This window comes from Dokdonia sp. Asnod3-C12 (genome assembly GCF_045063975.1).
Classification (GTDB): Bacteria; Bacteroidota; Bacteroidia; order Flavobacteriales; family Flavobacteriaceae; genus Dokdonia.
In genome coordinates, this window is record NZ_JBEFNY010000003.1 from 1,424,100 (window position 1) to 1,447,186 (window position 23,087).

The following is a 23,087-nucleotide window of genomic DNA, read 5'->3' on the forward strand; positions in this document are numbered from 1 at the left end:
TAATTATGGATTTTTCAAACATAGCTTGCTGGATATGGCCACTCATCGCAGGTGTCATCTGCGGTATTTTAGGATACTATTTACGCAAATGGACTAGCAATGAAAATAAAGAAATCAAGACAATAGACTACAGCGCAGATCTTGAAGATTGCAAGCGTAAAACAGCATCTCTACAAGCAGATCTAGATGCGTGTACTCGTAAAACTGCATCCTTAGAGGCAGATTTAGCTTCAAGTGAGTCTAAGCTTAGTCTAGCAAAAAAAGCTCCCTTAGCGGCAACTAGTACCGCGAGCATCGCAAGTTCATTTGCGGCAGGGGCAGCTACAAGTAAAACAGTTATTGAAAATACAAATACTAGTGAACCATCACCATCTATAGGTATTATAGGCGTACCGTTTGATGCAGCAGCTGCAAAAGGTGCCTACGGGAAGAAAAAAGTAAGAGAGAATGATCTCACCATTGTAGAGGGTATAGGTCCAAAAATCTCAGAGCTCTTCCATAATCACGATATTAAAACATGGGCAGCACTAGCAAGCACCTCTGTAGAGAAGTGCCAAGAAGTACTTAATTCTGGTGGAAAACGCTATGAAATACATCGCCCAGGGACATGGCCTATGCAAGCAGAAATGGCAGCACTAGGAAAATGGGCAGAACTCAAAAAATGGCAAGATGAGCATGATTACGGTAAGGCGTAAATAGCTCTATATATTCCATATTAAAAAAGTCCGCTATGATATTTTTCATAGCGGACTTTCATTTTGTAAACAGTTGTTTTCTATAATAGTGTAGCGTCTAGTGTGATTTCTGCTTTCATAAGCTTAGAGAGTGGACACACTTCCTTTGCTTTTTGAGCAATCTCTTCAAATTTCTCTTTTGAGATATTTGGCACTTTACCTTTGGTTACTAACTTAATTGTGGTGATTTCGCCGTCTTCAAAAGTTACGTGAGCGTCTGTGTCAAGACTCTCTGCAACAAAATCTTCTTCATTTAATAAGAAACTTAATTGCATCGTGTAACATCCTGAATGTGCTGCACCTATAAGCTCTTCTGGGTTGGTTCCTACTCCATCTTCAAATCTTGTACCAAATGCATATTGTGCTTTATCTAATACAGTACTTTCTGTTGATATTGATCCTTTACCTTCTTTCCCACTTCCTGCCCAATGGGCGCTTGCTTTCCTTGTAAACTTCATAATTGGTAATTTAAGACGACAAGAACATGTCTTTATCGCTGTTGTTAATATGGAGTAAAAGTAATTAGATTACGCTTTCGCGAAAGCGGTATTAACAGCATATAACATCATCTTTAACAAAGGTTTATAATGACCTCAACTAATAGTCTACACTTGTTTTAAGGAAGTTGAAAGTCATTAACCTATTTGAGTGCCATTTGCTACTTCTCTATCTGGAGCTATTAAAATAACATCCTTATCATTGCCCAACCCTCCCAAAACGAGACACTCACTCATCATCGTTGCAATTTGCTTAGGCGGAAAATTAAGGACTGCAACCACTTGCCTTCCCACTAGTTCTTGAGTAGTATATAACTGAGTGATTTGTGCAGATGTTTTTCTTTTACCGTGCTCACCAAAGTCCACAACCATTTTATAGGATGGATTTCTAGCCTCTGCAAATACCTCTGCAGATAAGATGGTGCCTACTCGCATTTCTACCTTAGTAAAATCACTCCAAGTTAAATTTTTATGTTGGTTATCTTCCATAGTTGACTTTTGAAACAGAAACTAAATAGCTCATACGTTAGTTAATAATCCACATTACTATTGGCCATTATTTGCTAGCATAACAATAACTCCTATCACAATAAGACCTGCTAGTATCGCAAAGAAAATCTTCCAGAATGAATACGGTCGCTTTCCAGAGAGTGCTCCCGTTTCTCCATTAACAAAGAAGTTATATTCCTTACCGTTATAGCGGTATGAACTCACATAAACAGGTAATAAAATGTGTTTAAACGTCTCTTCTGCAAGCTTCATGTCTATAGATGACACTCGTTGTGTATCGCCACCTATGTCTCTAGCTGCCCACGTGGATGCTATTTGCTTTGCAACATCACGAGATTTACCATAACCATCTTTAAGAGGAATCGTATATTTTTCTGTCACAAAACCAGATAAAAATCCGCTATTGAAGGGTTGTAATTTTTTAAGATCCCATCTAGCAATTTTAGAAGGAACTCTTCCTGCTCGTTGTTTTGAGGCTTCTACCAAGGTGTCATCTACAAATCCAGATACACTGCCAGAAGCAGGATACCATCGCGTTTTTCGCACCTGTCTAGATTGCGTTTTTCCATTACTATCTCGATAGGTTTCTGTTACATAGTAGTACTCCCCTCGCTGGCCAGTATAGTTTGCAGCCAGTTGCGCATCAAAGGTCCAGTAAGGCAAGTACAATCCCTTTGTAAATTGTGGATCTAGTGAAGCTTTCTTTAATTTATTAGGAGCCCACCACAACCCATTTACCCACTTTTTAAAAATAGTAAACGAGGCACTCTGATCTATTTGAAATGGTAATACAGCTCCTGGCAAGATCCAGTTTTCCTTACGCATATCTTCAAGTATGAGCGGCATACTGCAATACACGCAATGCAGGGATTTATAATGCTCTTCTACATGCTGGTTTGCCCCACAGTTTTTACAGTGAAGCATTGAGATTTCTTCGCTGTTTTTTTGATCTCCCATTTTATCCAAATAAGGATAAAGCTCTAGTTCTTCAAACTTACTGGTCTCAAGTGATATTTTTTCTTGATGCCCGCAGTACTCACAGGTAATAGACGTGGTACCTGGCTTATACTTAAGCTCTGCACCACAATTGATACATGCCTTTTTAAGTTCAGTTTTATGAATGGATGTTTCTTCCATATAGGAATAATAATAGGTGCGTATGTAGAAATACGCACCTCAAAAAGTTTTAGTTATAAAATATTATTGTGGTAACGGCGGCGGTGTGTTACCTCCTAAGAAAGACTTAAGCTCTTCCACCTCTTGCAATGCATTCCATGCAGCCATTCCCTGTTTCCACACAAGGCTCTCCTTATTGATAGTGCGGTTTGCAAATAAAGCCTTGAGCTGATCTATACCTACGGGTCCTTGTTGCGCACCGTTTACAGCATAAAAATATTGTACTGCGGCTGGCATAGGTGGAGGCATCATTCCTCCTTGATTCATTTGGGGTTGTGCTTGTTGTTGTCCTCCCATTTGTGGAGACATCATTCCGCCCATTTGTTGCGCAAGAACAAAGCCCATTCCCATTCCCATTCCTGCTCCTGCAGTACCACCTTCATTTGTAGCTGCAGCTTCTATTGCTTTTGCAGTTTTAAACTTAGTAAGTTTATCTAGGTCTATTTTATCCAGACGACTGTATTCAAATATTTCTTTCTTGAGGTCTTCTGGCATCGACACATTCTCGATGTAAAACTTCTCAAGAGAAATACCTACAGACATGAACTCTGGCTTCATTACCTCTTGGCACGTCTCAGAAAGCTCAGACGTATTTGCAGCATACAGCTCTATAGGAAGATTTGCTTCTCCTACCGTATCTGTAAATCTTGTTGCAATGAGACTTTTGAGATGCTCATTAATCTCAAAATTAGTAAAGTTGTTATCTGTCCCTACGATGTCTACAATAAACTTCCCAGCATCTGCAATTTTAAATGCATAGGTTCCAAAAGCGCGAATCTCAACCAGTCCAAAACGGTCATCACTTAATGTAATTGGGTTTTTAGTTCCCCACTTTTCGTCTGTAAATAAGTGTGTGTTTACAAAATAAACTTCTGCTTTAAATGGAGAGTTAAAGCCATATTTCCAACCTTTAATAGTAGATAATATTGGTAAGTTTTGAGTAGTCAGATCATAAGTTCCTGGTGTAAAAACATCTGCCAGTTGGCCTTCATTTACAAACACTGCCGTCTGTCCTTCACGTACAACAAGCTTTGCACCATTTTTTATCTCATTTTGATAGCGTTCAAAACGGTGAGCAATGGTGTCATCTGTATAGTCTAACCACTCGACAATATCTATAAACTCATTACTGAGTTTCTCTTTAATTTTACTAAAAATATCCATAGGTTGTGTTGTTTTATTTTGTGTTTTAAAGTTATGAAAAAATAGTGCACAAAAAATCGGCTATTGTTAATCCTAACATAGCCGATTCAAATAGGTTACTTTATAATAATTAGAGTTCCGTCGGGTAATAATATACTGATGTCAGTAATTTCTAACGGAAGGTATCTTGCGAGATTCACAAGATATTTAAGTTCGTGTATGATTTCTTCCATTATTACACCGTTTTAAATCTTATTGTAACCTCACTATATAATGTAGCATTACTACTAGCACTTTTTGTACTAGCAGGCCTTGCAATAATTCTAACAGAAGGAATGGAAGCTCCTATAGATCCTTTTTCAATCATTGCTGCCTTATCTACCATAATAACCTTGGTATTTCGCTCAGAATCAAATACCTCTTTAATAGAAATTCCTTTGATAGAAATTGGAGTTGCTTCAAGATTTACAATTGATTTTATATCGTCTTTGTCTATTACTATATCCTTAGCTTCAACTTTTGACTTCATTTTTTTAGCAAGGATAGGCTTAGAAACTTGAGACTCTTGATAGTAATTAGAAAGTTCAAGCTTTGCTTTGATTTCTCCAGAATCAACAACTAATTGGGTAGACTCAGCTCTATTAAGGAGTAACTCAATAGAACCTTTATATTCATCTACCAGATTTTCTATCATGAGGTTTTTAACCTTTTGAACACCGTCCTTAGTCAATTTACCACGATACACAATCCCTTTAAGACTATCAAATTGAGTTTCAAGATAGCTTAATTGATCATCTGTAATTACACCTAGATTTTCAATAAGCACTCCAAATTGAGCAAGCTCTTTATCAGCTATCATTTCTGCGTTGAGGTAATCTTTTTTAAAGGCATCAGATGAAAGATTTAATGCTTCTTGAAGCTCTCTGTATTTTTCCAGTTGGTGATTTTGAGCGGAAAGGGTAGCGTCAAATGTTTCTTGTAACAGCTGCCCCACAAATTCTGAAAATCCTAAACCTACTTCGCTAAAATTTTCCATATCCTATCCGTTTAATGGAGCATAATCCGTTTTGAACTTGATTAGTACTCGTCCAAAGATGTCAACTTTAGTTCCACTAGAATCTCTTTGATACGACTTTGCTGTGTTTACAGTAACAGTTCTACTCACATTTTTTCTTTTTCTCTTTGATCTAAAAATCCCGATGATTCCCCCACCTCTCACATCCTTTGCTTTGGTCTTAACCTTTGCTTTTTGGTTATAGCCGCTACTACTCCCTGAAGTACTATTATTCCAGGTAGAAAAAGTAATCTTAGTCTCTATTTCTCCTTCAGTTACTACTAATCGCATTACACCTTGCTTTGCTATGGTTTGTAACAGACCATACTTGTTTGAAGCAATGAGTGAAGCAATAGCATCGTTTATCTCATTATAGGTGGGAAGGTGATCTGCGATAGCTTCGGCTCCCTCAAGCACTTTTTCATTATATTTATTAAGCGCGTCAAGACCTTGTATTTCACTAGGATCGTTAATTTTATCTACAAGTCCTGTGGCTACTGGAGCGAGTGCATTAATAAGACCTCCCCACCATTTATCGTCAACTGCTGGCTTATCTGCAGCGGCTGGTGCTCCAGGTGCGCTGGGAGGTTGTAATTTATCCAAGTGTTCTGTTATGGCGGTGGCGTCTGGTTCAGGGAGGTCATAAGCTAGTACAAACTCAGATATTTGATCAAAACTAACGTCGTCTTTTGTGTTGTTGATATAAGTAGATAAATCATCTGTAAGTGAAGATACAAATGCTGCATACTCTTCCATTTGTAGAATATGAGCTTCTACTAAAGAATCAAAAACACCTGTAACTAGTTCTTTTGTAAACTCTACAAATGGAATATCTCCAAATCTTGAAGCTGTGTCGATTGCATAATTGTCATTCATAATATTTAGTTTAAAAGATTAATTTGTACAAATATGGCTTAATAATACAACTACCTCCATCTCTAAAAACCTATTTGTCAATAGGTTAAATACCTGTTAAAAAAAAGAGCATAAAAAAACCTACTATTGTTCCCTCAAACAATAGCAGGTCTTAATTACCTATATAAAGGCAACTCAAAACAATGTATAGTGGCTTATCATCTATCCTTGGTACTCATATGAGCTGCCATCTGGAAACTCTATTGAGAAATAAGAAACATCAAATTCCTCATCTTGAAAAATTTCTTCTAGAAGTCCCCACTCTTCCGTATTTGTATTCATGACATATCTTTTTAAGTGAATAATACATTACAAATATGAACCAGATTTATGGATCTCTAAGGGATATAATGGCGTGAATGTGTAAGGGTTTATACCCCTATATTTATAAGTGGTTTTTAAGTGCGTCATACAAAACCTTACCAATAGAGCTGCTAGCTACCTTTTCAAGCAGCGCAATAGAGGTTGTTGTTAAGCTTTCGCGAAAGCGTTATTAATACCCTTAAAGAATTCCTATTTTTGATACACTTTTAAAATCAATATGTATGCTCACGATAGATCCTAAAGAAATTCCAGTTCCACAATTATTTGCTCACCTTACGGGTGCTGTGGGACCTCGTCCTATTGCATTTGCAAGTACTGTAGATAAAGATGGTAAAGTAAATCTTGCTCCTTTTAGCTTTTTTAATGTCTTTGGGGCAAATCCTCCTATTCTTGTGTATTCACCTTCTAGAAGTGGTCGTGATAACACCACAAAACACACGCTAGATAACGTACTTGAAGTACCTGAATGTACTGTAAACATTGTAAACTATGCAATGGTGCAACAAATGTCACTGGCAAGTACGGCTTATGCAAAAGGTGTAAACGAGTTTACAAAGTCTGGACTTACTGAAAAACCATCTGAGATGGTGCAACCTCCTTGCGTTGCAGAGGCTCCTGTACAGTTTGAGTGTAAAGTAATTGAGGTAAAGCCACTAGGTGATCAAGGTGGCGCGGGAAATCTTGTGATTTGCGAGATTTTAAAAATGCATATTGATGAGGAGATACTAGATGCTCATGGAGCAATAGATCCTCTCAAGATAGATCAAGTCTCACGTATGGGTGCAAACTGGTATAGTAGAGCAAAAGACGGACTTTTTGAAGTGCCTAAACCTGTTTTAAGAACTGGAATAGGGGTTGATATGATCCCTCAAGAAATAAGAAATAGTACGATACTCACTGGTAACGATCTAGGTATGTTAGGTAATGTAGAGCAGCTACCTACCGAAGATGAGATTTCTGACTTTATAGCACAACATGAAGATTTAAGAACAAATCTTGCCACAGCAAGTGAGGAAACGGTGCATAAACTGGCAAAGGAATATTTAGATAAAAAAAATGTGGATAATGCGTGGAGAGTTCTGCTCGCAAAACGCTAGGATTTTCATAAATTTACACCCTAATAATTGAACGCGATGGAAGTACAAGGTAAAGTAAAGATGGTCGGTGAGACTCAAACATTTGGGAGCAACGGCTTTAGAAAAAGAGAACTTGTCGTAACGACAGAAGAGCAATACCCACAGCACATTATGGTGGAGTTTGTACAAGATAAAACAGATCTTTTGAACAACTATGCTGTTGGTCAAAATGTAAAAGTGAGCATTAACTTAAGAGGACGCGAGTGGGTAAATCCACAAGGTGAGACTAAGTATTTTAACTCTATACAAGGATGGCGCATTGAGAATGTAGCTGCTGAAAATGCAGGTGGTGGTCAACCACTTCCTCCTATGCCTCCTGCAGATTCATTTGAGCCTGCAACAAACCTTAATAGTGACGATCACGACGATCTGCCATTTTAAGCCGATAAAGGTCAACGTATTGATATTTGAACCCAAAACAATTAACTTGTTTTGGGTTCTTTATTTTTACACCTTTATCAACCTATGATTGTATACGGAGTTTGTAAAAGTTGCCATAACCACTTGAGCCTAAATGTTCTTGCGGATACACGCACAGAACTCTCAAAACAAATAGGTGCAAGCATTTCAAAAAAATGTACCCGATGCGGGGTCACTACCACCTTTGCTGCAAATCAACTTAAAGCCAAACTCTCAAAACGCATACGTCATGCAGTTTTGGAGGTTGCAATTGTAGGTGTTTTAATATTATCTTCTGCCTACTACTTTCTCACAGACATCACCTATATCGCCTTAATTATTGCACTTTACACGCCACTTGCAATAGGCTATGTGTGGCATACAAGAAGAAATTTTAAGTTAATTGATACTTTTAATAGAAGCAAAGCCTAGTTATCTTTGTGTATAGCTATTAATTATACTCGTGCTTTTACTCCCAGAAGATCAACATTGGAATAATGAACCTTGGTTTCCAGAACACCATCTGGCAGACGAGGAAGGGCTACTTATGGTAGGTGGTGATCTCACTACAGACTGGTTATTGCTTGCTTATAATTCTGGCATTTTTCCTTGGTATAATGAGGGACAGCCTATTTTATGGTGGACACCGGACCCACGTATGGTAGTAAAACCTAGTGATGTACACGTATCAAAATCTATGCGCAAAGTGTTACGTGACAATCACTTTACGGTTACCTACAATAAAAATTTCTTAGAAGTTATTCTTGCCTGTAAACGCATTAAACGCAACGGTCAAGACGGCACGTGGATCACTAATGATATCATAGATGCATATCTCAGACTACACGAACTAGGTCATGCAATCTCTGTTGAGGTTTGGCATGATAAAAAATTAGTTGGAGGTCTTTATGGAATAGATCTTAAGGAGAAGGGAATATTTTGTGGAGAAAGCATGTTTGCAACCATGAGCAATGCCAGTAAAGTGGGATTTATTACGCTTTCGCGAAAGCTAGAAAAAGAAAATTACCACCTCATCGACTGCCAAATGTATACAGACCATCTAGCGAGCCTAGGTGCCGCCGAAATTCCGAGAGATTTATTTCTTGAATATCTACAGTAGCAATGCCTTGCGTCCCTACTGCACCTTATTATATCTGAAGCAGCTTACCTCGTGGTCATTTACCATACCAATAGCTTGCATGAATGCATAGATAATGGTGCTTCCCACAAACTTGAATCCGCGTTTTTTTAGGTCTTTTGATATGGCGTCACTCAGCGGAGTATTTGCTGGTGCTTCTTTGTACGACTGTACCTCATTTTGGATAGGAGTATTATCTACATAAGCCCATAGATACTTAGAAAAACTCCCAAACTCTTCTTGAATCTCCATATATAGCCTAGCATTTGTAACTGTACCACGCACTTTTAATTTATTTCTGATAATGCCGGCATCTTGCAATAATGATTGGATTTTATCTTCCTTATATGCTGCAATACGCTTGTAATCAAAATTATCAAAGGCTACTCTAAAGTTTTCTCTCTTCTTTAAAATGGTAATCCAACTCAATCCCGCTTGAAAAGTTTCTAACACAAGGAACTCAAAAAGCAAATCTTCATCTCTCAAGGGAGTTCCCCACTCATTATCATGATAAGCTTCATAGAGATCATCACCTACACACCAACCGCATTTATTTTTTGTCATCATTGATCATTTGGGATTCTAAGGTGAAAGATAGTAAGTTTGTAGCAGAGCTCACAACATATGAGCTATGGAAACAATGGTAAAGACAACAACACAATTAATAGCAGAGGGTCTCTCTCAGGCTATTTCATATCAAGATTATAGAGTACTTACAGAGACTCACGCCCTAGAAGGAACTAATACAGGTCCAGAAGTGACAGAGGCGCTACATAACTATACAATGCTTAATCACAAGCGCATGAAACGTCTAGACAAGACACTCAAGCTCTCTGATGATGTGCAGCAGCAAATAAAAGATTTTAAAGGAAATGTGACTTGGCTAGTACTAACGGAGAGCTGGTGTGGTGATGCTGCTCAAACGATGCCTATGATGCAAAAGTTTGCAGACCTCAACCCTAACATTAAATTTAAAGTTGTTCTTAGAGATGAGAATCTTGATCTTATGGATCAGTTTCTATACAATGGAGGGCGTTCTATTCCGAGACTTATCGCTGTAAATAGCAACACAAATGAAGTGATAGCAGACTGGGGACCACGTCCATCTGAGGCTACAAAAATGGTTAATGACTATAAGGAAGCCCACGGTAAGTTAACTCCAGAATTTAAAGAAGATTTACAAGTGTGGTATAATAAAGACAAAGGACAAGGAACTGCCCAAGATTTACTTAAACTACTTAAGTAAGCTCTTACCCTTGAAAATCAAAAGTCACACTCCCTAGTTGTGTGGCTTTATTTCCTTTATCAAAGTAAGCTCTTGTTAAATACTCCATTGCCTGATCTATGAGACACCCATTTGAGCTTGTAGAGGCACTTTTATTATAATCCTTATCAATGATAGTTCCTTTATCGTTTACGGTGATATTCACTACTATTTTACCGTAAGCATCGCAGGTATACACAGGATTAGGTAAAACTATTGCAGTACGGCCTACTAGATCGTAAGAAACCGTACTCTGTCTATAAACACTTTTCTTTTTCTTATTACGTGCAGCTTCTCGAGCATCTATAGCCGCTTGTACCTCTTCTCTTTTTGCTTCTAGATTACCTTCTCTAGCTTCTTGAAGCGCCTTAAGCTTAGCCTCATTGTCGTCATTAAGTTGCTCTACACTATTCTGCTGTTGAGCTTCTATTGCTTTTCTAATTTCGTCGTTATCTTGAAAGCTTCTATTTTCCTCCCTAAGTTGAGCGGTATTGTAGGCTTGGTTAGTTTTTGAAATACGACGCTCTTGAACTTGATCTTCTTGTTGCTCTTGAAGCTCCCCTACTATCTCCTCAGTAATTACAGGAATCTCTATAAACTCCTCTATCTCTCCTTGATATGGTTTTACTCCCAGAAAGAAAAAAACGAGCACAAGTAAACTTGCCCCCGTAACGGTAATTAGTAAAGCCTTATCAGAATGAGAGATCTTCATAAAGAACTAAAATAATAAAAGTAAAATAGCTGAATCGCCTAATAACAGTGTTTCACAAATTATTCTTCTGTGGAATCAGCTGTAATTTCGGCTATAAATCCATCAAGAGACTGTGCATTATCTACGTTGTAATCACCTATTTTGGTTCTTCTCAACGCACTTAAGTGAGCTCCACTTTTGAGTCCTTCGCCAAAGTCAAATGCTAGCGATCTAATATATGTTCCTTTACTACAGCGCACTTTAAAATCTACTTCTGGCATTGCAATGCGAGTGATTTCAAAAGATGAGATATTAATCTCTCGTTTAGGAATATCTACTTCTTCTCCTGCTCGTGCAAATTCATACAAGCGTTTCCCCTCCTTTTTGAGTGCAGAAAATACTGGCGGGCGTTGCATAATGTTTCCTTGATACGCTTTCGCGAAAGCGTAAATATCCTCATCAGTAATATGTTCTGTAGAAAAAGTTTGATCTACTTCTGTCTCAAGATCATAACTAGGCGTAGTACCACCTAAAACAATGGTGCCCGTATATTCCTTTTCTTGCCCAACAAACTCATGTAAGCGCTTTGTAAACTTCCCCGTACAAATAATCATAAGGCCAGTTGCCAAAGGATCTAACGTACCTGCATGGCCTACTTTTATCTTCTTTATATTAAGATTCTTACGTATAAGCCAGCGCACTTTGTTAACCAGCTGGAACGAGGTCCACTCTAGCGGTTTATCAAAAATGAGTACTTGCCCATCTTTATAATCTTGGTCTGTAAGCATAGCCAGCTTGGTTTTGTAGGTTTTGTTAGGGACTAGGAGGCAAAGTTATCAAGATAATGCTATTTAACTAGAAATATCACGCATAACTTATTATGCTTTTTATGATATCAAAATACTCTTATTGTGGTTTAATGATATATTTTTATAAGAAATCACTTCCTTATCTCCGTAATAAATAAGAAATATACTTTAGAATAAAATATGTCCCAGTTGCAAAGAATTATTGTTTTAGTAGGTTTAATCCTAATGTGCACGCAATGTTCATCTAATGATGGGTCGTCTGATGATGCAGTAGAAGTTACTGTTCCTGTAGTTACACCCACAGATGAAACAGATGACGATGGTACAACAGATGAAGACAATGCTCTAGACACCGAGGCCTTCTCATTTGAGCCAAATTTAGTTATAGAAAATAGTTTCAATACGGGTGGTTGTATACCTGGACCTTGTGATACAGACGATGAAAATCTCGATGACATTTTTGAAAGTGGACAGCCAGATGACGAGTATTTTTATTCTTCTAATAACGGAACCATTTTAAATTTGAAGTGCCAACTAGAAAAAGGAAGAAGAACCGAGTTTAAACAATCCTCAGAAGGTTCATTAACAACACCATCTCGCATGGAATTTGAAGCGGTATACTTAGATATTCCTACAGAAGGAATAACCATTGCTCAGGTTCATAATAGAGGTGGTAGTTCTAATAAGCCTTTTTTTAGACTTGAATTGCATAATGATGAACTAGAAACTGTAGTAAGAAGAGATCCAGAAGTAAGCTCGAGTGATACAGAATTTGATAAAGATTTTTACTCTTTTGTCAATGGTGCAAACTATAATGCTGAGCCTTTAAAAATCATTATTGAAAAAGGTAATGGTGTTGTACATCTTATTGTAGCCCAGGGAGGTCAAACGCTCATAGATGATACTTATAGCCCTGAGGTAGGTACAAACTGGATAGAAGATAATGGTATTGCAAATGGATATTATCTAAAGGCTGGAATCTATAATCCAGCTGCAAACCATACTGAAGCTATTGAATTACAGTATTCAATGTTTCACTTTACATCAGAAGACGAGAACTAGAGATAGAATGTATTAAGCTTGATTATAGATGGAAAATCCTATTGCAATTACTCCTACAATGAGACAGTAAATAGCAAACCAAGAGAGTTTACTTTTCTTAACCAGTTTAATCATCCACGTACAAGCTACAAGTCCTGCTACAAAGGCAGCTACAAAGCCTATTACTAGTACAGATACGTTACCCGTTTGTGTGGTAAGCGCTCCATCCATAAGGTCTTTTGCAATCTTCCCAAAAATAAGCGGGATAACCATTAAAAATGAAAAACGCGCTGCTTTGCTCTTATCATTACCCAATAACACAGAGGTAGATATAGTTGCTCCACTGCGAGAAATACCAGGAATCATTGCCACTGCTTGAGAGACGCCAATTATAAATGCATTTGAAAAAGTAACATTCTTTTGAGTGTCTTTTGCTCTATCTGCGAAGTATAATAGTACCGCAGTTACAAGAAGCATACAGCCTACGAGCATGATATTTCCTCCAAAAAGCGCTTCTAGCTGTTCTTCAAAAAACAGCCCTACAATCACTGCAGGAATCATGGATAACACGATTTTTGCCGAAAATTGTGTTTCTTCATTCCACTTGAATGAAAACAATCCGCTCAAAATTTCTACAATATCTTTTCTAAAAACTACGATGGTAGAAAGTGCCGTGGCAAAGTGCACAACAACGGTAAACATCAAGCTTTCTTCTGGGACAGAAGTGTCTCCTAGGATTGCCTTCCCTAGTTCTAAATGACCACTAGAAGAAACTGGTAAAAACTCTGTGAGTCCTTGAATGACACCAAGGATTAATGCGTCTAAGTTATCCATAACCGCAAAGATAAGATTGTCGTTATAAGGGGCAAGTGTTACTTACCTTTATTAGGATTAAGTAGTATCGCATATACTTCTATACCAAAACCTATGAGAATCACAGCAGGTGCTAGACGTATACGTCTCCATGAGTAGATCTCAGGATTAAAAACATTAGGGTCGTCACTACCACCACCAGACATTAGTATAAAGCCTAAGGCAATCACGCCAAGTCCAATAAGCATCCAGGTAAAGTTCTTCTTACTAAAGATAAATTCGGTTTCCTGTTTAATGACTTCTTTACGTTTTTGTTCTCCCATAGTAATACTTTTATACTGCTAGTAGTATAATTCGTCTGTGCGCAAATTTAAGAAACGTTGTGTTGCAAGAAAGGTGCTAAACCAAGTAATCACGATACCCATCATAAATACACCTCCAAAAAGTGCTCCTAATAGTAGTGGATCATCAAGTAATGTAAGTTGAGGAAAAGTCTTGTTTGCATAATACAATACTCCAGCCATCCCTGCTATAGCTATAAGCGCTCCTATAATCCCTAAACGCACACTTTTCCAAACGAAAGGCCTACGTATGAATTTCTTTGTTGCTCCTACCATCTGCATGGTTTTTATGGTAAAACGCTTTGCATATACAGATAATCGTATCGAGCTATTTATGAGTAGTACAGCTATAAAAGTGAATATACCAGAGATAATAAGAATCCAAAGGCTCATTTTCTTAATGTTGTCGTTAAGAAGTGAGATTAACGGCTTGTCATAAGTAACTTCCTCAACAAAGTTTTTAGAAGCAATCTCTGCAGCAATTTCTGATACTTTCTCTGCTGACACGTAATCTGCATTAAGGTATAAATCTATGCTATTTTGTAGTGGATTTTCTCCAAGGTAGTCTACAAAATTTTCTCCTAAAGCTTCGCTATGTGCTTCTGCAGCTTCTTCTTTTGATACAAATTGTATGGACTTAGTATATTCTGCAAGCGACAAAGACTTCTCAAGCTGCTTCATCTCCACATCTTTTGCTCCATCTTTAAAGTAAACACCTACTGCAATAGTCTCCTTAAAATAGTCGGCTACTTTTTTGGTGTTAAGTACTAGTAATCCTAGTATTCCCAGTAGAAATAGCACCAAAGCAATACTAATTACCACCGAAAAATAGGAGGTAATCAATCGTCGTTTCTGGTATTTCTCAAAGGATGAACTCATCTGCTAGGGTTTTGAGTAAAAGTAGTAAATCCTACACACTCCGTTATCAAACGTATAGATTCTGATTGTATTATTTTAAAAAATAATTTACAAGAAGAGATCACTCTCCATGCGAGAGCTAATTACAAGATATTTCTACCACTTAACATAACAAACGACCTGTAATACTTTAAAACTAATAAGCAAAGACTTATATAACTATCCTGCCTAAAGTAACCCTTGATGAATTTTCATTGAGGCTAAAAAACTTTACCTCCGTATTCTCTGTAGGCCTTCCCAAATCTTTAGTAATTGTCATTTTTAAAAATGAGTTTGGACTTCTTTCTTTCTTCTCGTCCATTAGAATATTGAAAAACCACTCTCCTTTCTCTGCATTTATAAGTTGAAATTCTTGAAATCTTGTATCATGTTTCAACTCATTATTCATTTCATTTTGACTCCTAAAACTATCATGCTTCCATTGATGATAATTCTTTGTAGGATTAACAAATTGAAAGGAAAAATTCTCATTAGGCACATTCCACTCTAACGTTACAAGACCATCTAATGCTATTTTGGAAGGTTTAAAAGTAGAGAGGCTCCATGGTAATACAACGCTCGGAAACTTGTTATAAATCCCTCTAATTTCAGTTGTAATCGCCATTTTAAAATCTTCAGAAAGTGGAAAGGTGCTTAAGATTTCTTCATAAAGTACACCTGCACTTTCAAAATCATTCAAATGTATATAGCTTTTTGCAAGATCACGTTTAAGTTGCAAGGAACTAGGATACTCTTTAGAAAGTTTTGAAATCAGATTATGAGCATCAAGATGATACTTTTCTTTCTCAAATTTATAGGTCAATGCAATCAATGCATCTTTATCAAATTCATAAACTTCTTCGATATTAGACAATACTCGCTTAGCTATTTCAAGTTGCCCTTTTGCTTTAAATGCATCAAATGCATCAAAATAAAAATCTACATCTCCACCTGCTATCAAACGTTCTTTCAAATAAACAGAGTAAGTCTCCTGAGACGCTATTAACTTAACTTTTATAGCATTGAAATTATTGAGGTCAATAACTTTTAGATCCCCTTTCATTCTTCTAGTGGTTCCTCTACGACCACTTTTCTTTTCTTCCTTATTGATTATACCACTCTTAGTAGTAATTAATACTACCCCATTTACAGCATTAGGTCCATAAATTGCAGTAGCAGCTAGACCTTTGAGGACCTTAACATCTTTAATAGTTGAAGGATCAATATATGAATAATCTGTTTTACTACTTACTTGGCTTTGCTCAGTAATTATTCCGTCAATATAAACAACGGGATGATTTGTGTTTACGTATGAAGAAAAACCTCTTATTATAGCACTTCCTAAATCTTGTTTACCTTGGTATTTTACACCTGGCACTTTACCAGATATAAGTTGGCCTACATCTGTATGTCCCGTCTTATATTGGTCTGATGTTACTCTCACAATAGAATAACCTTTTGAACGATCTTCCTCCCAATATTCATTTTCCGATAATCTTGCTTTTTCTTGTTTATCAATAATAACAACTTCTTTAAGTTGATTCATTTTATCTCCAAAATCTAGCTGAATTTCCACATCGCCTTTATCTTCTATTTTTATAAGCTGTTCTTTACCTCTTACAGTTTTAACACTTACTATATCCTTAGTGTAACTCTGAAAAGTATACCAGCCATCCTTATTTGACCTTGTACTATTCTGTTGATCATAAATAGAACTTATTTGAGCTCCCTCAATAGCTCCATCCTCGTTAAAAATATAACCTGATACTGTGATTTCTTTTTTTAATGTGGATTCCGTTTGTTGTTTTTTTAAATATTTATCAACTATTTTTTTTGAAAAATCATTTACAACAATTTCGGATAGGTGTTCTTGATCTATATTATAAAGTGGCAAGTACTTTACTTTGACATCTTCAAGATTATTAGGTGTGCTATTTACAATGATAAGTTTATCCGAAAAGTCACCCATCTTAGGCAATTGATCTGAAAAGTAAAGGATCTTTCTAGATTGTCCTGATCTTAGAAGAATGTCAGGATGTTTAGTTGACCCATCATAATTAACCATTTTGAGAAAATCTAAAAATTCTCTGGTATTACTATTTACGTCCGAAAACATTTTTTTTTCTAAAACAGTATTAGCAAATACTGTTATTTCAATATCGTCAACTGAATTTATTCGAATATATTCTTCGAGTACATTAATCTCTAGATCAAGGTTTTTTTCAATCATAGAAAATGAAGCATCCCAATAAACGGAAAGTTTATTAGGTGCTTCTTGAGACAAAACCGTTAAAGTGAGTATAAGAAAGAAGCTAAGTAGTATAGATTTTTTAAATATAGTTATCATAGTTGCTTATTTATAAAGTTTGTAAGTTTCCTTATCACACATCAAAATCTTTAATTTACAGAAAGAGATCACTCTCCACATACGCATCTATTACACGCTGCTCGCCTTCCTTCCCTTTTATACTATTGCCATGCTCCATTCCTAAAACTCCTTTAAAATCGCGGCTATGAATGTATTTAAATACATTTTTATAGTTAATCTCTCCAGAGGTAGGCTCATTGCGCCCCGGGTTATCTCCTATCTGGAAATAAGCAATCTCGTCCCAGCACTGCTCTATGTTAGGAATCAAGTTTCCTTCTTGAATTTGCTGATGGTAAATATCAAATAGAATCTTGCACGACGGACTATCTACTGCTTTACAAATTTGATATGCCTGCGGTGACTTAGATAAAAAGAGTCCTGGGTGATTTCTAAAATTTAATGGTTCAAGCACCATTACAATTCCATGTGGTTCTAATATCGCTGCAGCTTGTTTTAAAGTCTCTACCACGTTTGCCGTTTGGTATGCCATGTCTTGACGCATATCTACATGACCAGGTACGACTGTCATCCATTTTGCATTTACACGTTTGGCAACAGCAACAGATTTCTTAATATCATCTAGAAACTCCTCTCTCCATTCTTGCTTTCCGCTCGCTAGATGGGGAGTTGTCCAGTGTATTTTATGAGCTACAAAAACTCCCATAGTCATCCCGCGTTCTTTCATAACAAGTGCCATAGCCTCTTGTTCGGCAATGGGACGGTTGCGCATCTCATTATCTTCGAAGGCGGTAAATCCTTGATTTGCCATAAAGTGAAGCTGATCAATAACATTTTCGCCAGCGAGCTCTTTAAACATACCTACATGTGGAGCATAGTTGAGATTAAAAGAGTGTGCTCCATTTTTCGCTTTCGCGAAAGCGGAAACATCTCCTATCCCATTAACCATAGCGTTTACCCCGATACTACCTAAACCTAAAAAGGAACCCGTGAGAGCTCCTTTTTGTATAAATTTCCTTCTGTCCATAACTTATTAATATTCTTGCAACGATTGCTAGTGTATAGCTATTACAATATTGTCATTTATAGCATTCCATTTATTAATTACATCTGATGTAATTTATAGAGAATATGTCTTTCCTCCTGTTGCTTCCTCTAGTGGTAAGCAACCTACTTGTTTACCTGGAATAGGCTCATAAGCGAGTACATTTTCTCCTATTTCTTCTGAGGCTTTCCATCCCCATATAGTCATTCCTCTTATATTTCCTAAAAGGCTAAAAGAACCAGCATCTGGATCTACTTTTACCGTCTTATCATTCTCATAAACTTGATAGAACTCACCTAAACCTTTATTGTAAATAGCTTGTTCTTCTTGAGATGCATTAAGGTACTTTGTGAGTAAGGCATCATAATCTTCTGCTTCGGCCTCTTCAAATGTCTTTCCAGAGGCGTCTTGCAACCTATTTGCAAGTGCGTCAAACCCTGCTAGAATTTGCGTTTTACCTTCTGCATCTACTGCTTGATTCCAGTAAGTATCTATAAACTTGTGTACACCTACATCTACCGCTCCTGGGATCATCTCGTCAGAAGGAATAATAAGATCTACCATATGGCGCAATGCTTTACCTTGAGACTTGCTTAAAAATACAGGCTCAAACACAGGTCCATCTGCTTTACAACTTTGTAAAAGGCTCAATATCGTAGGTGTTGCAACAAGTGCTACTCCACCTAATCCTAAGTTCTTTATTAATTGTCTTCTATTCATCTTACGCTTCTTTTTTGATTTGAGCAGCAGCGTGATTTGCAGCACGTGCGCTAAAAGCCATATATGTGAGTGATGGGTTTACACAACTTGCAGAGGTCATAAACGCTCCGTCTGTTACATAAACGTTAGGAACAGCGTGTAACTGGTTATTACCGTTACAAACTGATGTCTTAGGATCACGACCCATACGAGCCGTACCCATTTCATGTATTCCGTTACCCGGAGCACTAGGATCATCCATAGTCTGGATATCTGTAAATCCAGCCTTTTTAAGCATATCTTTTGCACTTGCAATCATATCCTTACGCATTTCCCACTCATTCTCTTTCCACTCTGCGTCAAAGTTTACCTTAGGTTGTCCCCATTTATCAAGATCATTATAATCTAGCGTCATTTTGTTCTCATGGTAAGGAAGACACTCTCCAAAGCCCATAAGACTCATAGTCCATCCTCCTGGTTTTTGAATCTCTTCTTTAAGCTTTGCTCCATATCCTGCTTCGGCAATTTGTGGTTGGTAATCACCACGACCTGCACCACCTTGATAACCGTATCCACGCTTAAAAGTTTTTTGATCTGTTACTCCGCCTATGTTTCTAAAACGAGGAATATATAATCCATTAGGACGACGTCCTTTGTAATATTTGTCTTTATCACCATCCCACTTTGCAGTTGCTCCTGCTTTAAAGTGGTGATCCATTAAGTTATGACCTAGCTCTCCAGAGTCATTACCCATTCCATTAGGGAAACGCTCACTCTTAGAGTTCATAAGAATACTAGCAGTTGCAATTGCAGAAGCACAAAGGAAAACGGTCTTTGCTTTAAACTCCATAGTCTCCATGGTCTCTTGATCGGTAACTTTTACTCCAGTTGCCTTCCCTGTTTTATCATCATACACCACTTCTGTCACAATAGAAAATGGACGTAACGTCATATTTCCTGTACGCTCGGCAGCTGGTAATGTAGATGAGTTACTTGAGAAGTATCCTCCAAAAGGACATCCTCTCACACAGCGATTTCTAAACTGGCAAGCAGAGCGACCATCATATGTTTTTGCTCCTGTAATGTGCGCAACACGCCCAATAGTAAGTAAACGACCGTCTTTATAATTTTCGGCCATGTTTTTCTTAAGTACTTCCTCTACACAGTTAAGTTCCATAGGAGGTGAGAATTTACCATCAGGTAATACTTCAAGTCCTAAGTTTTCTCCAGAAACAGAGATATACTCTTCCACCTTATCATACCAAGGAGAAATATCGCTATAACGCACTGGCCAGTCTACGGCTATGCCTTCTTTTTTATTTGCTTCAAAATCAATATCAGATAAACGGTAACTCTGGCGTCCCCACATAATAGAACGACCTCCCACGTGATATCCACGTATCCAGTCAAAACGTTTTGTCTCATTATAAGGATGATCTACATCATCTACAAAAAAGTGACGACTCTCTGCTTTATGAACATAACCCGTACGAGCTTGCTTCTCATAACGAGCCTCTACTTCTACACTATTATTACCCTTTAACTCAAAGTCCCAAGGGTCTTTATGCATAGTAGGGTAGTCTTCAATGTGATTAACCATACGACCACGCTCTAAAACAAGCGTTTTCATACCATTCTCACATAACTCTTTTGCTGCCCATCCTCCGGAGATTCCTGAGCCTACGACGATTGCGTCGTACATTTCGTTTTCGTTGGCTGTGTTCACTATATATTGTATTAATGAAAAAAAATTGTGATGTAGTTTACCAAATATATAAATTTTAAGTTGTTTTTTGTTAATATGAGAAAAAGGTTACCTTAGTCAAACACTAGATTTAACAGTAATTCACGGGCGAAAACGTTATAGTTCTACCCTCCAATTAAATTATATTATGAAAAAATATCTTCTAGGAGCATTTTTATGCGCATTTACACTCTTTTCTTGTAAAACAGATCAAAAAAAAGAGGGTGATAACGCTTCCGCGAAAGCTGAAATTGAAAATTCTCAAAAAACAGCTCCAACTTTCAAACATTCGCTAGCTCAATGGTCACTTCACAAACCGTTTCAAGATGGTACTATGGACCCGATGGAATTCCCGCAAATTGCCAAAGATCTTGGTTTTACCGGAGTAGAATATGTGACACAACTATATCCATCTGTTGCTGAAGTAGGGACAGATTATAAAGAACGTGTAATGAAACTTGCAAACGACCTTAATGATAAGGCAACTGCTGCAGGAATGGATAACGTTCTTATTATGGTTGATCATGCTGGTGAACTAGCAGATCCAGACCCTAAAAAACTAGAAGAAGCTATTGCAAATCACAAAATATGGATGGATGCAGCAAAACTTATGGGAGCACACTCGGTAAGAGCAAATCTCTTTGGAGAGCTAGATCCTGTAAAATGGCATGCTCTATCTGTAGCATCTCTTAAAGAGCTAGGAGCTTACGGTAAAGAAGTAGGTGTAAACGTAATCATAGAAAACCACGGAGGATGGTCAAGCGATGGAGAAAAGCTTATTGCTGTGATGAAAGAGGTTAATATGGAAACAGTAGGTGTTTTGCCTGATTTTGGAAACTTTTGCGTTAAACGTGAAGGTGGAGAACGCTGGAGCGCTCCTTGTGTGTTAGAATATGATACTTATAAAGGAATAGAAGAAATGATGCCGTTTGCAAAAGGAGTGTCTGCAAAGTCATATAACTTTGATGAAAATGGTAATGAGACAAAATTAGACTACCAACGATTAATGCAAATCGTTGCCGATAGTGGTTTTGAAGGATATGTAGGTACAGAATATGAAGGACCTCTAGAAGATCCAAAAGAAGGCATCGCTCTTACTAAAGCACTAGTTCAAAAATCAATAGACAATCTAAAATAAGCCCTATGAAATCAACTACTAAATTCCAGTTATCTTTTATGATGTTCCTCGAGTTCTTTATTTGGGGAGGCTGGTTTGTGACCTTAGGCACATTCATGGGCAATAACCTGAATGCAGAAGGAGGAGAAATTGCAGCAGCATTCTCAACACAATCTTGGGGTGCTATAATTGCACCATTTATTATAGGTCTTATTGCAGATCGATTTTTTAATGCAGAGCGCATACTAGGTGTACTTCACATCATTGGCGCTGCATTAATGTATATGATGTCTCAAGCAACAGACTCAGCTGTCTTTTATCCTTATGTTTTAGGGTATATGATTGCTTATATGCCTACACTAGCACTTGTAAATTCCGTTGCGTTTAATCAAATGAAAGATCCTTCAAAAGATTTTCCATTCATACGCGTATGGGGAACAATAGGGTGGATTGTAGCTGGATTGTTAATCAGCTTTGCTTTTGGATGGGATTCACAAGATGCTATTGCATCAGGCATGCTTAAGAATACATTTGTAATGACGGCTATAGCTTCGGCAGTATTAGGCGTTTTTAGTTTTACACTTCCTAAAACACCACCAAGTGCAAAAGGAGAAAAAGTTGCTATCAAAGATATTTTAGGTCTTGAAGCGCTAGATTTACTTAAGGATAGAAATTTCTTAGTGTTTTTCCTTTCTTCTGTACTTATCTGTATTCCACTTGCATTTTACTACCAAAACTTAAGTCCGTTCCTTACAGAATCTGGTGTAGAAAAATCTACAGCATTAGCTTCTATTGGTCAAGTATCTGAGGTAGTGTTTATGTTATTACTTCCTTTCTTCTTTAAGAAGTTTGGATTTAAGAAGACTATCCTAGTAGGAATGTTAGCGTGGACATTACGCTATTTATTATTTGCTTACGGAAACACTGGAGATTTATTCTTTATGGTTATCACGGGGATTGTACTTCACGGTATCTGTTATGATTTCTTCTTTGTATCTGGACAGATTTATACAGACAGCAAAGCTGGGCCAAAAATCAAGAGTGCAGCTCAAGGGCTTATCACACTTGCTACTTACGGTGTAGGGATGTTAGTAGGTTTTTATGTGGCAGGAAAAATAACAGATGCAAACATTGTAGGTGAAGGTCACGATTGGAACTCTGTATGGATATTCCCAGCAATTTTTGCAGCAGCAGTATTTGTGATATTTGCAGTGCTATTTAAAGAAGAAAAAATAGAATATACGGAGTAGTAGTTCAGGCTTAAAAAGTTTTTC

At 37.3% G+C, this 23,087-nt stretch carries 25 protein-coding genes; 9 read left to right on the forward strand and 16 right to left on the reverse strand.

What is annotated here, in order from left to right:
* Window positions 1-5 precede the first annotated feature (5 nt).
* On the forward strand, window positions 6-695 hold the full coding sequence (locus ACJJVW_RS06535) for a hypothetical protein (protein WP_339846316.1): 690 nt from the start codon (window positions 6-8) through the stop codon (window positions 693-695).
* A gap of 80 nt (window positions 696-775) precedes the next feature.
* Here ACJJVW_RS06535 and ACJJVW_RS06540 read toward each other — a convergent pair whose 3' ends face one another.
* The 6 genes from ACJJVW_RS06540 to ACJJVW_RS06565 all read right to left on the reverse strand — a co-directional run bounded on the left by ACJJVW_RS06540 (window position 776) and on the right by ACJJVW_RS06565 (window position 5,990).
* On the reverse strand, window positions 776-1,192 hold the full coding sequence (locus ACJJVW_RS06540) for an OsmC family protein (RefSeq protein ID WP_298323579.1): 417 nt from the start codon (window positions 1,190-1,192) through the stop codon (window positions 776-778).
* A gap of 177 nt (window positions 1,193-1,369) precedes the next feature.
* Window positions 1,370-1,720, reverse strand: coding sequence for a tRNA-binding protein (locus tag ACJJVW_RS06545; protein WP_339846314.1), 351 nt, complete (start codon window positions 1,718-1,720; stop codon window positions 1,370-1,372).
* 57 nt (window positions 1,721-1,777) lie between these two features.
* Entirely contained in the window at window positions 1,778-2,878 is a 1,101-nt protein-coding gene (locus tag ACJJVW_RS06550; RefSeq protein WP_405251124.1) for a DNA helicase PriA, read from the reverse strand.
* 63 nt (window positions 2,879-2,941) lie between these two features.
* A complete protein-coding gene (locus ACJJVW_RS06555) occupies window positions 2,942-4,081 on the reverse strand; it encodes an SPFH domain-containing protein (protein WP_405251125.1) in 1,140 nt (379 codons plus the stop codon).
* Window positions 4,082-4,295: 214 nt separating this feature from the next.
* A complete protein-coding gene (locus ACJJVW_RS06560; RefSeq protein WP_298323573.1) occupies window positions 4,296-5,096 on the reverse strand; it encodes a hypothetical protein in 801 nt (266 codons plus the stop codon).
* A 3-nt stretch (window positions 5,097-5,099) separates the two neighbouring features.
* Window positions 5,100-5,990, reverse strand: a complete 891-nt coding sequence (locus tag ACJJVW_RS06565; RefSeq protein WP_298323570.1) for a hypothetical protein — start codon at window positions 5,988-5,990, stop codon at window positions 5,100-5,102.
* A gap of 584 nt (window positions 5,991-6,574) precedes the next feature.
* Here ACJJVW_RS06565 and ACJJVW_RS06570 point away from each other — a divergent pair.
* The 4 genes from ACJJVW_RS06570 to aat all read left to right on the forward strand — a co-directional run bounded on the left by ACJJVW_RS06570 (window position 6,575) and on the right by aat (window position 9,008).
* Complete coding sequence (locus ACJJVW_RS06570; protein WP_298323568.1) at window positions 6,575-7,450, forward strand: flavin reductase family protein; 876 nt, start codon at window positions 6,575-6,577, stop codon at window positions 7,448-7,450.
* Between the two features lie 36 nt (window positions 7,451-7,486).
* Complete coding sequence (locus tag ACJJVW_RS06575) at window positions 7,487-7,870, forward strand: DUF3127 domain-containing protein (RefSeq protein ID WP_298323566.1); 384 nt, start codon at window positions 7,487-7,489, stop codon at window positions 7,868-7,870.
* A gap of 84 nt (window positions 7,871-7,954) precedes the next feature.
* Complete coding sequence (locus ACJJVW_RS06580; protein WP_405251126.1) at window positions 7,955-8,320, forward strand: hypothetical protein; 366 nt, start codon at window positions 7,955-7,957, stop codon at window positions 8,318-8,320.
* Between the two features lie 31 nt (window positions 8,321-8,351).
* The gene (aat, locus tag ACJJVW_RS06585) at window positions 8,352-9,008 is read left to right on the forward strand and encodes a leucyl/phenylalanyl-tRNA--protein transferase (protein ID WP_405251127.1); all 657 of its coding nucleotides are present in this window, start codon (window positions 8,352-8,354) and stop codon (window positions 9,006-9,008) included.
* A 15-nt stretch (window positions 9,009-9,023) separates the two neighbouring features.
* On the opposite strand, the gene ACJJVW_RS06590 is transcribed toward aat, so the two are convergent.
* Window positions 9,024-9,590 carry a DNA-3-methyladenine glycosylase I gene (locus ACJJVW_RS06590; RefSeq protein ID WP_405227438.1) on the reverse strand — a complete coding sequence of 189 codons (567 nt, stop codon included), beginning with the start codon at window positions 9,588-9,590 and terminating at the stop codon, window positions 9,024-9,026.
* A gap of 67 nt (window positions 9,591-9,657) precedes the next feature.
* Here ACJJVW_RS06590 and ACJJVW_RS06595 point away from each other — a divergent pair, with 67 nt between their 5' ends.
* Window positions 9,658-10,272: a thioredoxin family protein gene (locus ACJJVW_RS06595; RefSeq protein WP_405251128.1), complete on the forward strand. Its 615-nt coding sequence runs from the start codon at window positions 9,658-9,660 to the stop codon at window positions 10,270-10,272.
* Between the two features lie 4 nt (window positions 10,273-10,276).
* Here the strand turns inward: ACJJVW_RS06595 and ACJJVW_RS06600 are convergent, their stop codons facing one another.
* Together ACJJVW_RS06600 and truB are read right to left on the reverse strand one after the other, a co-directional pair.
* Window positions 10,277-11,002 carry a hypothetical protein gene (locus ACJJVW_RS06600; RefSeq protein WP_405251129.1) on the reverse strand — a complete coding sequence of 242 codons (726 nt, stop codon included), beginning with the start codon at window positions 11,000-11,002 and terminating at the stop codon, window positions 10,277-10,279.
* Window positions 11,003-11,061: 59 nt separating this feature from the next.
* Entirely contained in the window at window positions 11,062-11,769 is a 708-nt protein-coding gene (gene truB / locus ACJJVW_RS06605; RefSeq protein ID WP_405251130.1) for a tRNA pseudouridine(55) synthase TruB, read from the reverse strand.
* Window positions 11,770-11,979: 210 nt separating this feature from the next.
* Between truB and ACJJVW_RS06610 the strand changes: the two genes are divergently transcribed.
* Window positions 11,980-12,852 carry a hypothetical protein gene (locus tag ACJJVW_RS06610; RefSeq protein WP_405251131.1) on the forward strand — a complete coding sequence of 291 codons (873 nt, stop codon included), beginning with the start codon at window positions 11,980-11,982 and terminating at the stop codon, window positions 12,850-12,852.
* A gap of 12 nt (window positions 12,853-12,864) precedes the next feature.
* Here ACJJVW_RS06610 and ACJJVW_RS06615 read toward each other — a convergent pair whose 3' ends face one another.
* The 7 genes from ACJJVW_RS06615 to ACJJVW_RS06645 all read right to left on the reverse strand — a co-directional run bounded on the left by ACJJVW_RS06615 (window position 12,865) and on the right by ACJJVW_RS06645 (window position 20,654).
* The gene (locus ACJJVW_RS06615) at window positions 12,865-13,665 is read right to left on the reverse strand and encodes an undecaprenyl-diphosphate phosphatase (RefSeq protein WP_339846292.1); all 801 of its coding nucleotides are present in this window, start codon (window positions 13,663-13,665) and stop codon (window positions 12,865-12,867) included.
* A 38-nt stretch (window positions 13,666-13,703) separates the two neighbouring features.
* A complete protein-coding gene (locus tag ACJJVW_RS06620; protein WP_405251132.1) occupies window positions 13,704-13,967 on the reverse strand; it encodes a DUF3098 domain-containing protein in 264 nt (87 codons plus the stop codon).
* An 18-nt stretch (window positions 13,968-13,985) separates the two neighbouring features.
* Window positions 13,986-14,864, reverse strand: coding sequence for an ABC transporter permease (locus tag ACJJVW_RS06625; protein ID WP_013750749.1), 879 nt, complete (start codon window positions 14,862-14,864; stop codon window positions 13,986-13,988).
* A gap of 190 nt (window positions 14,865-15,054) precedes the next feature.
* Window positions 15,055-17,229, reverse strand: a complete 2,175-nt coding sequence (locus ACJJVW_RS06630) for a TonB-dependent receptor plug domain-containing protein (RefSeq protein ID WP_405251133.1) — start codon at window positions 17,227-17,229, stop codon at window positions 15,055-15,057.
* A 55-nt stretch (window positions 17,230-17,284) separates the two neighbouring features.
* A complete protein-coding gene (locus ACJJVW_RS06635) occupies window positions 17,285-18,235 on the reverse strand; it encodes a hydroxypyruvate isomerase family protein (protein WP_405251134.1) in 951 nt (316 codons plus the stop codon).
* 93 nt (window positions 18,236-18,328) lie between these two features.
* Window positions 18,329-18,973, reverse strand: a complete 645-nt coding sequence (locus ACJJVW_RS06640) for a gluconate 2-dehydrogenase subunit 3 family protein (RefSeq protein ID WP_035335199.1) — start codon at window positions 18,971-18,973, stop codon at window positions 18,329-18,331.
* A gap of 1 nt (window position 18,974) precedes the next feature.
* Entirely contained in the window at window positions 18,975-20,654 is a 1,680-nt protein-coding gene (locus ACJJVW_RS06645) for a GMC oxidoreductase (RefSeq protein WP_405253065.1), read from the reverse strand.
* 190 nt (window positions 20,655-20,844) lie between these two features.
* On the opposite strand from ACJJVW_RS06645, the gene ACJJVW_RS06650 reads away from it, so the two are divergent.
* Both ACJJVW_RS06650 and ACJJVW_RS06655 read left to right on the forward strand, forming a co-directional pair.
* Window positions 20,845-21,834, forward strand: a complete 990-nt coding sequence (locus ACJJVW_RS06650) for a sugar phosphate isomerase/epimerase family protein (RefSeq protein ID WP_405251135.1) — start codon at window positions 20,845-20,847, stop codon at window positions 21,832-21,834.
* Between the two features lie 5 nt (window positions 21,835-21,839).
* On the forward strand, window positions 21,840-23,063 hold the full coding sequence (locus ACJJVW_RS06655) for a nucleoside permease (protein WP_405251136.1): 1,224 nt from the start codon (window positions 21,840-21,842) through the stop codon (window positions 23,061-23,063).
* Window positions 23,064-23,087: the final 24 nt, after the last annotated feature.